Genomic DNA, 14,398 nt, shown 5'->3' on the forward strand with positions numbered 1-14,398 from the left:
TGGAGAGGGAATACTGTTAATATGGTACGTCGTATAGTTTTATTATTCGGGGTGGTTTTCATGGCGTGTTTAACGCGCTGTGACAACCATAAGACACGTATTATACCTGTAGAGGATTTTTTTTCCGAACCTGAAAAGACCAATTTCAAGATATCCCCTAACGGCAAGTACATCGCTTACCTGAGTACCTATGCAGGGCAGAAGAACATTTTCGTCTTGGAGGCAGGCAAAGAAAGCGGTGAGCAACGTATTACATCGGAAACAGAATTGGGCATCCAGTCATATTTTTGGGCCAATGACAGTGAGTTGATATTTACGAAGGATAGAAAAAATGATAGCCTGCAGGTGTTTGCCGTTAACCGGGCTACGCTGGCCGTGAGGCATCTTATGCCGGCTGCTTCGGTAAAGTTGCGTTGGATTCCGCCTTCGAAGGTGATAAACAACGGTTTCTTGATTTCGCTCAACGAGCGGGACTCGTCTGTATTTGATGTATACCGCCTCCGTACGGACGCCTGCAAAAAAGAATTGGTGGCCAAAAATCCTGGAAATATTATCAAATGGTTTGCTGATTTAGACGGGCAGTTGCGGCTGGCACTGGCCAGCGACAGTGTAAAAGAGACCGTGTTATACCGGGATAGCGAAAAGGAGGCCTTTAGGCCGGTGATGAGCAACAGCTTCAGGAATTCGATCTTGCCGATTGGGTTTTCGGGCGAAAATAGGAGCCACGTGTTTGCCCTTTCCAACATCAACCGGGACAAACTGGCCTTGGTGGAAATCGACATGAACACGGGCAAGGAAGTGCGGATGATCTATAGCCATCCGGACGTGGATATGGACAACGGTGGCTATTCGAGCGACCGCGGTGAAATGTCCTATGCGACCTACGCCACGTGGAAGCAACAACGGCATTTTCTGAACAAGCAGACCGAACGGGTTTACCGGGCAATCAGCGAGAAGCTGAATGGCTATGAAGTGAGTATATTGGATCGGGATACCGCGCGCACGCGGTTTATCGTGCGTTCTTATACCGATAAAGATCCGGGCGCGACGTACTACTACGACATCACTGCAGATCAGTTGATAAAGTTGGCGGATAACAGCCCCGCCCTGAAGGATTGTTTGCTTGCGGAAATGACACCCATTACCTATCGATCACGCGATGGACGCCAAATACAGGGGTATTTGACCATGCCGGTAAAGTCAAAAGGCAAAAAGACCCCGGTGATCGTATACCCGCACAATGGGCCGAGTGGCAGGAACCAATGGGGGTTTAATCCCGAAGTGCAATTTTTTGCCAATCGTGGATTCGCCGTTTTTCAAATGAACTTCAGGGGATCGACCGGATATGGAAAGGAATTTTGGTCTGCCGGTTTTAAGGAATGGGGAGGGAAGATTCAGGATGACATTACCGATGGTGTACGCTGGTTGATTGAGGAAGGTGTCGTAGACTCGTCACGGATTGGTATTTATGGCGCTGGTTTTGGAGGATATGCCGCACTGCATGGTGCCTGTTTCAACTCTGATCTCTACGCCTGTGCCGCCTCTTACTCCGGATTTGCCAACCTTTTTACCTACCTCAAAGAGATCCCGCCGCATCTCAAGCCTTACTTACAAATGTATTATGAAATCATCGGTAATCCGGAATCTGAGCCTGATTTAATCAAGGCAATGTCTCCGGTATTCCACACCGACAATATCAATATACCGGTATTCATCGCACAGGGAGGGAAGGATAGCTGGAGCACGGTAAACGAGACGAATCAATTTGTGCAGAAGCTAAAAAAGCGGAAGATCCCCATTACGTATATCCTGCGGGAAGAAGAAGGCCGGTATTTTCGTGATGAGGAAAACCGGATACTGTTTTACAGGGAATTGGGCGCATTTTTTGACAAATACCTGAAATGACGCACCGTCGCAATACCTATCGCGTAACCTATGTATTGGTAAGCGCTTTTATCGTTGTCGGCATCGCTTCATTCGTGTTGGCTATCATCCTCGCCCGTGATTTGACCGTTACGTATGTCGAAAATGAATTTGCGTCCAGGAAAGTAGAGGTGCTGGAGTACAACATCGGCCCGTTCAATGATTTTTTCCAGAATCGGATTCCAGAGATATCATTCTATCAGGGTTATCTGGATTCGGCGGGCGTTGCTTCCTATGCCGATAGCGTATTGCAAACGTATCCGTTTGTCGAGCGCATCGTATTTTATGATGTAGCCTTGAGCAACAGCGAGTCTGTCGATTATGGGTTCTCGGCGAATAACCTGGTGGTATACCCAAAGGGTATCTACCAGTTCAGTCAGCCAAACCAAACCGGCCAGCCTTCATCAACAGCCAACCACAGCGGACAGTTGCCGCTGTCGTTGTCGGATGATTTCAATAACATGGCGGTTAAATTTGCGGCATTCATCGAACGGGTGGATACCACCAAAGCATTGCGGGACGAGGATATCTTCAAAGTGTTCTATGCCGTAACACCCGGTAAGATATCTTATATGAATATCCCCAGACGGGATGACCTAAAAGCCTATAAGGAGCTTATGTACGGGAAGCATTTGCATGATGCCGTCTATGAACAGGATATTTTTACGTATTTTATTAACCCCAATAAGCTGTCGTTAAACAATACCGTACCCGAATTATATCAGCATATACAAATACAACCGTTGGTTTATGAATCCATCGATACGGACCCGGATTTACTGACCACGGAAACCCCCTTGCCCGGGGCGTTGGCCGATTACAAAATCTACTTCAGCTCAAGCCGTTCGTTTTTACTGACCGAAATCAACCGGCGATTTCTGCCGGTATTGGCCGGTGTGGTTGCGATCTATCTCCTGCTGGCAATCATCGCATATCTGATTTATCGCAACTTATACGTAAACGAACGCATGTTTAAGTTGCAGTACGATTTTATCAATAACCTTACCCATGAATTTAAGACACCGGTAAGTGTTATCAAGATTGCGGGCAATAACATCAAGAGTGCGAAGCAACTATCGGACAAAGAACGCGTCCACTACGGGAAAATATTGGATGAGGAAGCGGATAAACTCAATAACCTGATGAATACGTTGCTTTCCTTTACACAAATTGAAAATAAATCAATAAAAATAAAACGCGAAGAGGTTGATTTGCACGAATTTTGTGATAAAGTGTTGGCTGCCTCCAAAATTAAGTATGGCGATTTAATTATTCAGTGTCAAGTGGATGCAAACCGGGCCTTATACATTGATCCGGTATTGTTGGGCAGTATATTCCAAAACTTGATAGATAACGCCTACAAGTATTCCAAGCCCGATAATAAGGTGCTGGATATCTATATTACACAGACGAAAAAACAAGTGACCATGCGGTTCGCGGACAAAGGCATCGGCATTGCCAAGAAAGAGTTGGCACACATTTTTAAAAAATTTTACCGTGTACAAAACCAGTACAACCAACAAGGCAGTGTGGGGCTGGGGCTTGCTTTCTGCAAAGAACTGGTTAATTTCATGGGCGGGGAGATCCGGGTGGAAAGTGAGCTGGATAAAGGCACGACGTTTATCATTGTTTTCCCGGTAGACTGACAAGTGGATTATAAATATACCCATAAATCGTATTCAAGATATGCAAAAAAACATCAAAATAGCCGTCATTGAAGACGACGAGAATTTACGTTTCTTAGTTGCCCACCGCCTTGAATCGGAAAATTACCAGGTTATACAGACTGGCAATGGTGATGATGCAGAAAAGCTGATATTGGAGCAAAAGCCCGATATTGTCTTATTGGATTGGATGCTGCCCGGGAAGCAGGGCTCGGATATCTGTGCCAGCCTGAGGAGTGAGGGGTTTGCCAACTTGATCATCATGATGACGGCAAAATCCCAAGATGTCGATAAAATTGATGCTTACAGCTTTGGTGTGTCGGATTACATCACCAAGCCTTTCAGCATGGACGTCCTGGTGGCCATGATAGAAAACAAGGTCAAGTACTTTGTCAATAGCCAAAACGCGGACTTATATACATTCGGCGATACCGAGCATCACCCCAACGTCCATTCGCTGGTGCGTAATGGTAAGAAAATTGAGCTGACGATTTTGGAAAACCGTATCCTGCTATATTTCCTTCAAAACGTGGGGCGGGTCATCAGTCGCGACGAATTGATGCAGGTGGTCTGGGGCTACAGCTCCAATGTAAACACCCGGACATTGGATATGCATATCGTGCGCTTGCGTAAAAAAATTGAACTCAACGCTGATAAGCCTGCATATTTGCAGACCGTGAGGGGGATGGGGTATAAGTTTGTGGATAATCCTTGATTATTGCCGGCTTTTTTTGCTTTATTCAAAAACATTGCCTATCTTCGTCACAATGAGCAAGGCCATGCCACTTCGAACGGTATGGTCTTGCTTCTTTTTTTGACTTTATTTTTTTAATTCATAATTATTATGGCAGAAGTAACGTATTACAGCAAAGAGGGATTGGAGAAACTCAAGGAAGAATTGCAGTATCTCAAAACAGAGGGCAGAGCAAAGATTGCCAAGGCTATCGCCGAAGCACGTGACAAGGGTGATTTGTCTGAAAACGCCGAATACGATGCAGCAAAGGAAGCCCAAGGCTTACATGAGGCCAAAATAGCTAAATTGGAAGAAAGTTTGGCGAATGCCCGGATTATCGACGAGTCGACGTTGGATACTTCAAAAGTGTTGGCGTTATCCATTGTTAAGCTAAAAAATGTAAAGAACGGGGCCGTTATGACCTACCAGCTGGTGTCAGAGACGGAAGCCGATCTTAAAGCGGGCAAAATATCCGTAAAGTCGCCCATTGCTCAGGGATTGCTGGGTAAATCAATTGGCGATAAGGCACAGATACAGGTGCCAGCAGGCCAGGTAGAATTGGAAATTTTGGATATTTCCAGGTAAAGATGAATGTCGGTTATGTGCGGGTCTGCCATAACCGCACATAACAAACAATATTTATCCAGCGGCTGTTTATCAAAAACAGCCGTTTTTATTTATCTTTGTGCATACCAACAAGAAAGCAATATGCCGACCATATTTTCTAAAATCATCGCTGGTGAAATTCCCGCGTACAAAGTAGCCGAAAGTAATGACTATCTCGCTTTTTTGGATATAAACCCGCTGGCCAAAGGACATGTATTGGTCATTCCCAAACGCGAGACGGATTACTTGTTTGATATGGCTGATGACGATTACATGGGGCTTTGGATTTTTGCAAAAATTGTCGCCCAAGGTATTAAGCGGGTATTCCCCTGTGAAAAGGTGGGGGTGGCCGTGGTCGGCTTGGAGGTGGCTCATGCGCACATTCATTTAGTGCCCATCAATGATGTGGGCGATATTAATTTCAGCAAGCCGAAGCAGAAACTTACGCCAGCGGAGCTTGCCGAGAGTGCCGAAGCGATCAAAAATGCCGTATTATCGATAACGAATACACCATAGCTTGCCGCTGCAATTCCTTTTATCCCGATACTTTATGGCCTTAAAGAACGCCTGTCAAAGCATTTTGCCCTTAAGTGCAATTTGTGTAAGTTTGTAACTGATATTTATGCAAGAGTTCTGGGAGTCATTTTTGCAATTGCTGGATGCCGAAGCGTTGATAAGGTCTGGAGGCTTCTATCTTGTCATCTTTATCGTATTTGCCGAGACAGGGCTCTTCTTTGGATTTTTCCTTCCGGGAGATTACCTCCTGTTTTTGGCAGGCCTATTTTGCTCGTCGGGTCTGTTAAGCGTTGATATCACGACATTGTGCTTCGGACTTTTCAGCGCTGGCGTGTTGGGCAATTTCACAGGCTATTGGTTTGGATGGCGAACGGGGCCTATGCTCTTTAAACGTAAAGAAACTTGGCTCTTTAAGCGGCGATATGTTGTTATGGCTGAGGAGTTTTACCATAAATATGGCGGCCCGGCATTAATTATCGGTCGGTTTGTGCCAATAATCCGTACATTTGCGCCGATATTGGCGGGTATCGTACGACTGAATTTCCGGAAATTTGTACTATATAATGTTTCAGGAGCAGCAATTTGGGTTTTGCTGCTGACATTGTCCGGCTTTTTTTTGGGACGTGAATTTCCGCAGATTATTAATTACATTGAATACATTATTATCGGTTTTATAGTGATTTCGTTTACACCGATATTAATAGCGTTGATCAGAAGAAAATTGCGCCTCAACAAGAAAGCGGGCGAAGTAAAGAATAACAACCATAGTGCTATATAGAATGAGCAAATCACACCCTTGGCATGACATATCTCCGGGTGACGACATTCCGTCATCGGTCAATGCGATTATTGAAATCCCAAAAGGTTCAAAAGCTAAATACGAAATAGATAAAGAGAGCGGGCTAATTAAACTGGATCGCGTCTTGTTTTCGTCGGTAATGTATCCGGCCAATTACGGATTTATCCCCAAAACGTATTGCGACGATAAAGACCCATTGGACATTTTAGTGCTTTGTTCAGTGGACGTGTATCCGATGAGTATTATCGAGGCCAAGGTCATTGGTGTCATGCATATGATAGACAACGGGGAGCAGGATGACAAGATTATCGCCGTGGCCAAGAACGATATGTCTGTCAATTACATCAACGACCTTTCTGAACTTCCCCCGCACACCATGAAAGAAATTGTCCGTTTCTTTCAGGATTATAAAGCACTGGAACGGAAGAACGTTACGATAGAACGCCTTTTTGGTCGTTCGTATGCTTATCAAGTCATTCAGGATAGCCTCGATCTGTACCAAAAGGAATTTGGTAATCTAACAATGACTTAATGGGCTGGGAAATTTTCTGGACATTTTTTCTGGTTTTTGCCAACGGGTTTTTCGTGGCGGCGGAGTTCGCTATTGTCAAAGTTAGAGCCTCGCAAATCGAAATTAAAATCAAGACAGGTAGCCAGGTAGCCCAAGTAGCCAAGCACATCACCAATCACCTTGATGGGTATCTGGCGGCTACCCAATTGGGTATTACCATTTCCTCGCTGGCTTTGGGCTGGATAGGTGAGGCGGTAATGACCGAAATTGTGACAGGTATTTTTGGCTGGTTTAACGTGGAGCTCACCGGGACGTTGGCCAAAAATCTGGGCCATGTGCTTGCGTTCAGCATCATTACCGTGCTGCACATTGTTTTCGGCGAATTAGCGCCGAAGTCCATCGCGATCCAGCGTCCGGTTGGAACTACGATGAACATCGCCTTGCCTTTGCGGTTTTTTTACCTGGTGTTCAGACCCATTATCTGGGTATTGAACGGGTTTGCCAACCTGATTCTCCGCCTGATGGGATTCCAAGTCAATGTAGGGGAAGCTCACCATTCATCTGAAGAGCTGCAGTACCTGCTCGATCAGGGCAAAGAGAGCGGAGCACTGGACACCGTGGAACATGAATTGATTAAAAACGTGTTTGATTTCAACGAACGGATAGTCAAAAATATCATGGTGCCGCGTACCAAGATTTCCGCCATTGAAATGAATTGCCCGGGCGACGAGTTTATCGAGCGGATCACCAGGGAAGGGTATTCGCGTATTCCCATCTATGACGATAATATCGATCAGATTATCGGAATCGTACATACCAAGGATATTTTGCCCATCATCGCCAAAGGCAAGGAACTGGTGCTGCGGAACATCATCCGTAAACCTTATTTCATTCCGGAGACCAAAAAAATCAACGACCTGATGGCTGAATTCCAGCAGCGGCGCATTCAGATTGCCATCGTGCTGGACGAATTTGGCGGCACGGCAGGGATGGTGACGCTGGAAGACATCGTGGAAGAGTTGGTGGGCGAGATACAGGACGAATACGACGAGGAAACGCCTGTTGTGGAAAAGATTTCCGAAACGGAGTATATGGTGGATGCCAGCGCCAGTGTGCATGATGTCAATGAATTTTTGCCAAGAGAGCTGCCCGAAAGCAACGACTACGATACGATATCGGGGTTGGTGAGTGACTTATTTGACAAGATACCCGATGTGGGCGAGCGTAAAGAGTTTCACGGATATAATTTCATCGTCATGAAGAAAACCCAGCAAAACATTGAATTTGTAAAGCTGGAGCTGGTGGAAATGGACGATAGTGACGAGGTCGAATAAACGATTGTAGCTTTGCAGCTGTTTTATACACCCGGTATCCAACCTAAGGACAGGGCTTTCGTGCTCGATGAGGAAGAAAGCAAACATGCTGTACGCGTGCTGCGTATGGCGGCGGGGCATCACGTCAATCTGGTAGACGGGCGGGGCGGGCTGTATACCGCCGTTGTTGTAGATGCACATCCCAAGCGGACCGCCTTGGAAGTCACCGCGGTAAACCTGGACTACGCCAAAAGACCTTATTATTTGCATATCGCGATAGCGCCCACGAAAAATATCGATCGGATGGCGTGGTTTCTTGAGAAAGCTACCGAGGTGGGCATTGATGAGATTACTCCCCTTATTTGTGAACGATCGGAGCGGAAGGAAGTGAAAACCGACCGGTTGAACAAGGTGATGGTCGCCGCAATGAAGCAGTCATTGAAGGCGTTTCTCCCAAAGCTCAATGAAGCCGCGAAATTTGTTGATTTCGTGAAATTGGCGGCTACGCAAGATACCCATAGCCTTATTGCGCACTGTGCCGAAGGGGAAAAACACTATTTGAACAAGCTCATACCGCCTGCAGGGCGGTATACCATTTTGATAGGTCCGGAAGGCGATTTCAGCGGTTCGGAAATAGAAGCCGCTCTGGCAGCAGGATATCATCCGATAACATTAGGCGATACACGATTGCGCACGGAGACCGCTGCGTTGATGGCTTGCCTGGAGGTGGCGATATCAAATCGGTGAACGCGGTACACGCGCTTGCTGATTACTGAATCAGCTCCGCGTCCAAAATCTGGATTTCAGAATTACCTTCCTGCGTATCGGGGTTGAGGCGCACCCTGCCCCTTATTTTTATCGGTTCTTCCGTAAAACGCACCTTTGTGCCCTTCTTCATAAAGATTTCGACCATGGGCGGGATATCGCCTTGGCCACAGAACATGCATTGCATGATGGGCAACACCGAAAGCATAAAGGTTTCATGGTCACGCCCGCCTTGCATCGGCACCAAATACCCGGGCAATGTGACGGTTTGTTTGTCTATTGCCTTCAATTCATCGGGGAAATGGGGGGTGTAAATGGTCTGATTGTCTTTATAGGTAACCTTATACATCAATTTGTTGATGGTTTCCCACGTATCGTTCATCATGGGGGTGTGGTCGGGTACCTCCCCGAATGGGTTATCCTGTTGTGCGTTGGCTAACTGTACGCCAAGCGCGATGAATGCAATAACGATAAGCTGTTTTAACATTTCTTTAATTTCCTGACAATGTTTGTGATATAGAAGTTTTGTATGCCTTTATAGCAGGAATCACGGAAGCCACGAAGCCAATGGCGACACCGATAAATACCAGCCATGCTTCCTGCGGCAATAAAACCATGGCTTGCAACAAGGTCGCCGTGCCGCCGGTACTGACACCGATTAAATAAATAGCTATATGGCCAACGACGATTCCCACCATTGCACCTACAAAGGTAAGCAATATTCCTTCTGCAATCACTATGCCGAATAGCTTTCCTTGCGAAGCTCCTAATGTACGCATGATGGCGAGATCATATTTCCGGCTTTTAAGCGCATTGTACAAACTGATAAAAACACTGAGGGCCGCCATAAGCATGATGACATAGGCCAATACCTGCAAGGAGTCAATGCCTATCCCTAACAAGGAAAACAACCGGGCACTCTCAATGGCCGGTGAAGCGGCTTGCATGGCTGTTTGCTGATTGACCAGCCGGGGAAACATGCCAATGGCGGCGGGATTGCGGTATTGGATAAGCATGCTGGTGATTTCCCGCTCACCGGAGCCGATGTCGCCCATGATGCTTTTGACAAGCCGGGGCTCATTGCCATGGTCGTGTTTATGTTCATGTTCATGGTTATGCTCGTGGTCATGATCATGTGCTTCGCCGTGGTCATGTGTTTCGTCATGCGCATGGTCGTGATCATCATCATCATGGTCGCCATGCATCCGCCAAACACTGCTGAGGTTGGTCAATATCAGGCGGTCTGCGATATGGTGCGCAGGTTTGAAGATGCCTGTAATGGTGTACGGGTGTTCATCATGGGTGTGCCCTTCGCTGCTCAGGCCATGGGCACCATACAGTTGGTCACCGATTTTCAGGTTGTGTTTCTGTGCAACGTCTGCACCGATTGCTGCTTCGAAGTCGGCTTGCCAGATACGGCCTTCCGACAGTTCGAGTCCGTATAATTGCAGGAACGTGCTATCGGTACCGATGATGCGATGCCCCTTGTAATTATCGCCCAATGACAACGGTACTGCCAGCCTAACCATCGGATTGGTGGCTAACTTCTGTGCTTCGGTCAGGCTGATATTGCCCGTAGGATTGTCCATGTGGTAGATACTGCTTAATATAAGCTGTATGGGGCTTCCTTTGGCGCCCACGACCAGATCAATGCCGCGGCTGTTGTTGCCAAGCTGCTGTTCGATTTGGTGTGAGGTCAGTAGCAAAACACATAATATGCCGGTGCCGAAAGCAGTAAGCAGTATGCCTAATATCGAGGTTGCTGGGTTCTGGCGAATATTTTTCCAGGCGATTTGCAATGCGTTCATTTGCGCGTCGTTATAGCTAAGTAATCATTTATTTGACAATGCCGGCCGGGTGGCCATCTCATAAGCCCGCGTTATGCGATTTTTTACACGCTTGTCGTGCGTGGCTATGACGAGTGTGGCCCCTTGTTGGTCGGCTTGCGTAAGCAACAGGTTCAGTACACTTTCGGTATTGCGGTCATCCAGTGATGCTGTAGGCTCGTCTGCCACTAAAATTGCCGGTTTGTTGATGACCGCCCGGGCGATAGCTGCCCGTTGCATTTGCCCACGGCTCAGTTTATTGGGGTAACTATCGGCCTTGTGGTCCAGGTTGAGCAATGCCAGCACTTCGTTGATCCGGGTATTGTCGACCTTGGCGCCAGCGAATCCCTGGGCAATCTGCATGTTTTCTTTTATGGTGAGGCTTTTCACCAGATGCGCTTCCTGAAAGATCAACCCGATACGTTGCCCACGAAATTCATCCAGCTTCCGGGCCGGCAACTCATAAAGCGGTTGTCCGTCAATATCCACCATGCCTGTTGTCGGTTTGAGCAATCCGCTGAGAATGTGCAACAAAGTGGTCTTTCCGCTGCCTGAATCACCTAATATCAGCGTATGTTGCCCGGAAGGCACCTCCAGGTCAGCAAAGTGTAGGGATTCCCCCTGAGGATATTGATAAGTAACATTATTTAGACGAATGACCGTCTTTACTAAGTTATCCTGCATAACATGGCGTTAATGTTAATCTAAAGGTAATAGCCCTTTAGGTTTCGCAAGTTTAACGTATTCTGATTAAATATACATCCTTATCATGCAACTTTATTGATATTGTTTGTCTTGGGCGGGAGTAAGCGGCCGGGAGTCGAGAGCTGAATGTAGTCGGTTAAGATGAAAATATCGGCGTTTCGTCTGTGTAAAGATTGAATTTTTTGATTTTAAGTTTGTTTTAATGTGGTTTTTTTGGTTTTATGGGCTTGTTTGTTCTGTTTTTTGTTGGTTTTGGTTTGAAATATACAAGTTTATGCTTGATTGTGTTATTTGTTTTTTCTTTTATTGTCATGGTATTGCGTTATTTATTTGTTATATTGGTTTTGTTTTCGTATAAATGTGTATAATTGTTCGAAATTTTATACGAATTATAAAAAAAATGACGATAGGTATACCTAAAGAAATCAAAAATAATGAAAGTCGGGTGGCGTTGACCGCATCGGGTGTGTTTGAATTAAGGCAATATGGTCATCATATTTTGGTGGAGCAGGGTGCAGGAAAGGGAAGTGGAATATCAGACGTGGAATATGAACACGCAGGAGCGGAAATCGTGACCAATCCACATGATATTTGGGCAAGGGCGGAGATGATAGTAAAGGTGAAAGAGCCTATCGATGAAGAATTGCGGCTGGCCCGCGCCGGACAGATCGTTTTTACCTATTTTCATTTTGCCTCGAGCATCACGCTTACAGAGGCAATGATCGGCCGTGGAGCCGTATGCATCGCGTATGAAACCGTTGAAAAACCGGACCGGTCATTGCCATTGCTCACGCCGATGTCTGAAGTAGCCGGACGGATGGCCGTGCAGCAAGGAGCCCGTTACCTGGAAAAGCCGGTGAAGGGTAGGGGGGTGTTGCTCGGCGGCGTACCTGGCGTACCTCCGGGGAGGGTGCTTATCTTGGGGGCCGGAATTGTCGGCGTTCAGGCAGCCAAAATGGCCTCCGGTTTAGGTGCGCATGTGACGATTTTGGATATCAATACCGATCGGCTCCGTTATGTCAATGACATCCTGCCCCCTCATGTGGTGACGCAATATTCCAGCCAATATACCATCCGTAAGTTGGTACAGACACACGACCTCATCATCGGTGCGGTACTGATACCGGGTGCCAAAGCACCGAATCTGGTCACGCGCGATATGCTGAAGACGATGCGGCCGGGCACGGTCATTGTCGATGTGGCCGTCGATCAGGGCGGTTGCGTAGAGACCTGCGTGCCAACAACGCATGAAAACCCCACGTATGTCATTGACGATGTCTTGCATTATTGCGTGGCCAATATGCCCGGTGCGGTACCTTTCACCTCAACGCTTGCGCTTACCAATTCGACCTTGCCTTACATCATCAACATTGCCAATAAAGGCTGGAAGGCGGCTTGTGCGCATGATCCTGCACTGATGAAAGGACTTAACATCGTCGAGGGCAAAGTCGTGTACCAAGGGGTTGCCGAGGCATTTGATTTGCCTCTGCATGACGTAGTGGAGGTTTTTTGATGAAGCCGTTTATTCGTTGGGTTAAATGACTTGTAACTAATGCTATATGTTGTCTATTTGAATATCGTTTATAATTAATTAACATTAATTTCATTAAAATATGATTTTCAGTAAATGTTGCCTTTATATTAAATAAATTCCTTTGTAAAAGGATTATTGAGGTATCAAACATTAAATTGAAAAATCATGAAAAAGTTATTTTTACCATTCCTGACCGTGTTTGCATTAGGTTTTGCGACGAGTTGTAGTGATGATGACGATCCGGCACCAGATCCGGGAAACGAGGGGGAAGAAATTGTAAAACAAGGTGTCCTTACGGAAAATGAGACTTGGACTGCAGATAACATTTATATTTTGGATGGACGAGTTGTCGTTGGCGAGGGCGTGACATTGACTATCGAGGCAGGAACCATAATTAAGGGCGAAGAGGGGCAAGAGACATTGGCGTCTGCGTTGATTGTTGACCAAGGCGGTAGATTGATCGCTAATGGTACTGCGGAGCGGCCTATTATCTTTACCTCAATCCAAGATAATATACAAATAGGGCAAACTGCCGGCACCAACCTAACGGAAGATGATTTCGGATTGTGGGGTGGAGTTATCATCCTTGGTAGGGCTCCAATTTCTGTAACCGGTGGAAATTTAACAGCTCAAATCGAGGGTATTCCTGCCAATGAGCCTTATGGTCAATATGGTGGAGACGATCCGGATGACAATTCGGGGTCGCTGCAGTTTGTATCTATTCGCCATGGGGGGATTACAATCGGCCAGGATAATGAAATCAATGGGTTAACGTTAGGAGGTGTTGGTGCCGGGACAACCATCAGTAATATCGAAGTAGTAGGTAATCAGGATGACGGTATCGAATGGTTTGGTGGTACCGTCAATGCATCGAATTTATTGGTTTGGGCACAACAGGATGATGGTTTGGATGTTGATCAGGCATACTCCGGAACCATTTCAAATGCGGTGGTCATTCAAGGAGGATCTGAACCTGGATTTGCGTTGGAGCTTGATGGTCCAGAAGGTGAAACGCTTCCAACTACGGCTCCATTCACCATAGAAAATGTTACCGTTATTGGAAATAGTGAAAGCGATATCATTGCAGACCTTCGTGATGGAGTGCTATGTAATTTGAATAACATATTGGTGCACGGCGTCAATGCTAATGCTTGGGTACGTGTGAACGGTGCTGACTCTCAAGCTGAACTTGTAAATGATCGGATCGCCTTTTCTAATTGGGAGGTGGTATTGGCGGAGGGTGCTACTATTGATGGTCTTATCGCCGCAAACGACAGAGTGGCGCTTCCCGCAGCGTCAGCGTCCAAATTTACAAACAACGTGACGGCTATTACTTCAGCAGACGAAGCATCTGTAGGTGCAAATCTTTCAGTGTTCTCTTGGACATACGCTGCGAGCAAGGGCGCATACTAGTTATCAGTTAAAAATAAATGAAAAGCATGTCCATCTCCAAATCTTTTAAGGGGATGGACATTCTTTTAAAAAAATAGTTTTTCCAAACCG

At 46.4% G+C, this 14,398-nt stretch carries 14 protein-coding genes; 11 read left to right on the forward strand and 3 right to left on the reverse strand.

All coding sequences use genetic code 11. The features are described 5' to 3' along the window. Positions 1 to 60: 60 nt before the first annotated feature. The 9 genes from B5X72_RS03710 to B5X72_RS03750 all read left to right on the forward strand — a co-directional run bounded on the left by B5X72_RS03710 (position 61) and on the right by B5X72_RS03750 (position 8,812). On the forward strand, positions 61 to 1,905 hold the full coding sequence (locus B5X72_RS03710) for a S9 family peptidase (RefSeq protein ID WP_233632734.1): 1,845 nt from the start codon (positions 61 to 63) through the stop codon (positions 1,903 to 1,905). Beyond that, a complete protein-coding gene (locus tag B5X72_RS03715; protein WP_079715506.1) occupies positions 1,902 to 3,569 on the forward strand; it encodes a sensor histidine kinase in 1,668 nt (555 codons plus the stop codon). Before B5X72_RS03710 ends, B5X72_RS03715 begins: the two co-directional genes overlap by 4 nt. Positions 3,570 to 3,609: 40 nt before the next feature. Further along, positions 3,610 to 4,302, forward strand: a complete 693-nt coding sequence (locus B5X72_RS03720; RefSeq protein WP_079715507.1) for a winged helix-turn-helix domain-containing protein — start codon at positions 3,610 to 3,612, stop codon at positions 4,300 to 4,302. 129 nt (positions 4,303 to 4,431) lie between these two features. Beyond that, positions 4,432 to 4,905, forward strand: coding sequence for a transcription elongation factor GreA (greA, locus tag B5X72_RS03725; RefSeq protein WP_079715508.1), 474 nt, complete (start codon positions 4,432 to 4,434; stop codon positions 4,903 to 4,905). Positions 4,906 to 5,028: 123 nt separating this feature from the next. Then, positions 5,029 to 5,442, forward strand: a complete 414-nt coding sequence (locus B5X72_RS03730) for an HIT family protein (RefSeq protein ID WP_079715991.1) — start codon at positions 5,029 to 5,031, stop codon at positions 5,440 to 5,442. 106 nt (positions 5,443 to 5,548) lie between these two features. Then, positions 5,549 to 6,220 carry a DedA family protein gene (locus B5X72_RS03735; protein ID WP_079715509.1) on the forward strand — a complete coding sequence of 224 codons (672 nt, stop codon included), beginning with the start codon at positions 5,549 to 5,551 and terminating at the stop codon, positions 6,218 to 6,220. Between the two features lies 1 nt (position 6,221). Continuing rightward, entirely contained in the window at positions 6,222 to 6,773 is a 552-nt protein-coding gene (locus B5X72_RS03740; protein ID WP_079715510.1) for an inorganic diphosphatase, read from the forward strand. After that, positions 6,773 to 8,086 carry a hemolysin family protein gene (locus B5X72_RS03745; protein WP_079715511.1) on the forward strand — a complete coding sequence of 438 codons (1,314 nt, stop codon included), beginning with the start codon at positions 6,773 to 6,775 and terminating at the stop codon, positions 8,084 to 8,086. Before B5X72_RS03740 ends, B5X72_RS03745 begins: the two co-directional genes overlap by 1 nt. A 12-nt stretch (positions 8,087 to 8,098) precedes the next feature. Then, positions 8,099 to 8,812, forward strand: a complete 714-nt coding sequence (locus B5X72_RS03750; RefSeq protein WP_079715512.1) for a 16S rRNA (uracil(1498)-N(3))-methyltransferase — start codon at positions 8,099 to 8,101, stop codon at positions 8,810 to 8,812. A gap of 22 nt (positions 8,813 to 8,834) precedes the next feature. On the opposite strand, the gene B5X72_RS03755 is transcribed toward B5X72_RS03750, so the two are convergent. The 3 genes from B5X72_RS03755 to B5X72_RS03765 are packed head-to-tail and all read right to left on the reverse strand — an operon-like array spanning position 8,835 to position 11,340. Continuing rightward, complete coding sequence (locus tag B5X72_RS03755) at positions 8,835 to 9,317, reverse strand: hypothetical protein (protein WP_079715513.1); 483 nt, start codon at positions 9,315 to 9,317, stop codon at positions 8,835 to 8,837. Between the two features lie 4 nt (positions 9,318 to 9,321). Further along, positions 9,322 to 10,638, reverse strand: a complete 1,317-nt coding sequence (locus tag B5X72_RS03760; protein ID WP_079715514.1) for an ABC transporter permease — start codon at positions 10,636 to 10,638, stop codon at positions 9,322 to 9,324. 24 nt (positions 10,639 to 10,662) lie between these two features. Next, on the reverse strand, positions 10,663 to 11,340 hold the full coding sequence (locus tag B5X72_RS03765) for an ABC transporter ATP-binding protein (protein WP_079715515.1): 678 nt from the start codon (positions 11,338 to 11,340) through the stop codon (positions 10,663 to 10,665). 421 nt (positions 11,341 to 11,761) lie between these two features. Here B5X72_RS03765 and ald point away from each other — a divergent pair, with 421 nt between their 5' ends. Next, on the forward strand, positions 11,762 to 12,874 hold the full coding sequence (ald, locus tag B5X72_RS03770; RefSeq protein WP_079715516.1) for an alanine dehydrogenase: 1,113 nt from the start codon (positions 11,762 to 11,764) through the stop codon (positions 12,872 to 12,874). Between the two features lie 186 nt (positions 12,875 to 13,060). Further along, a complete protein-coding gene (locus tag B5X72_RS03775; RefSeq protein ID WP_079715517.1) occupies positions 13,061 to 14,308 on the forward strand; it encodes a hypothetical protein in 1,248 nt (415 codons plus the stop codon). Positions 14,309 to 14,398 lie beyond the last annotated feature (90 nt).

The sequence above is a fragment of the Parapedobacter luteus genome (assembly GCF_900168055.1).
In the GTDB taxonomy this organism is placed as follows: Bacteria; Bacteroidota; Bacteroidia; order Sphingobacteriales; family Sphingobacteriaceae; genus Parapedobacter; species Parapedobacter luteus.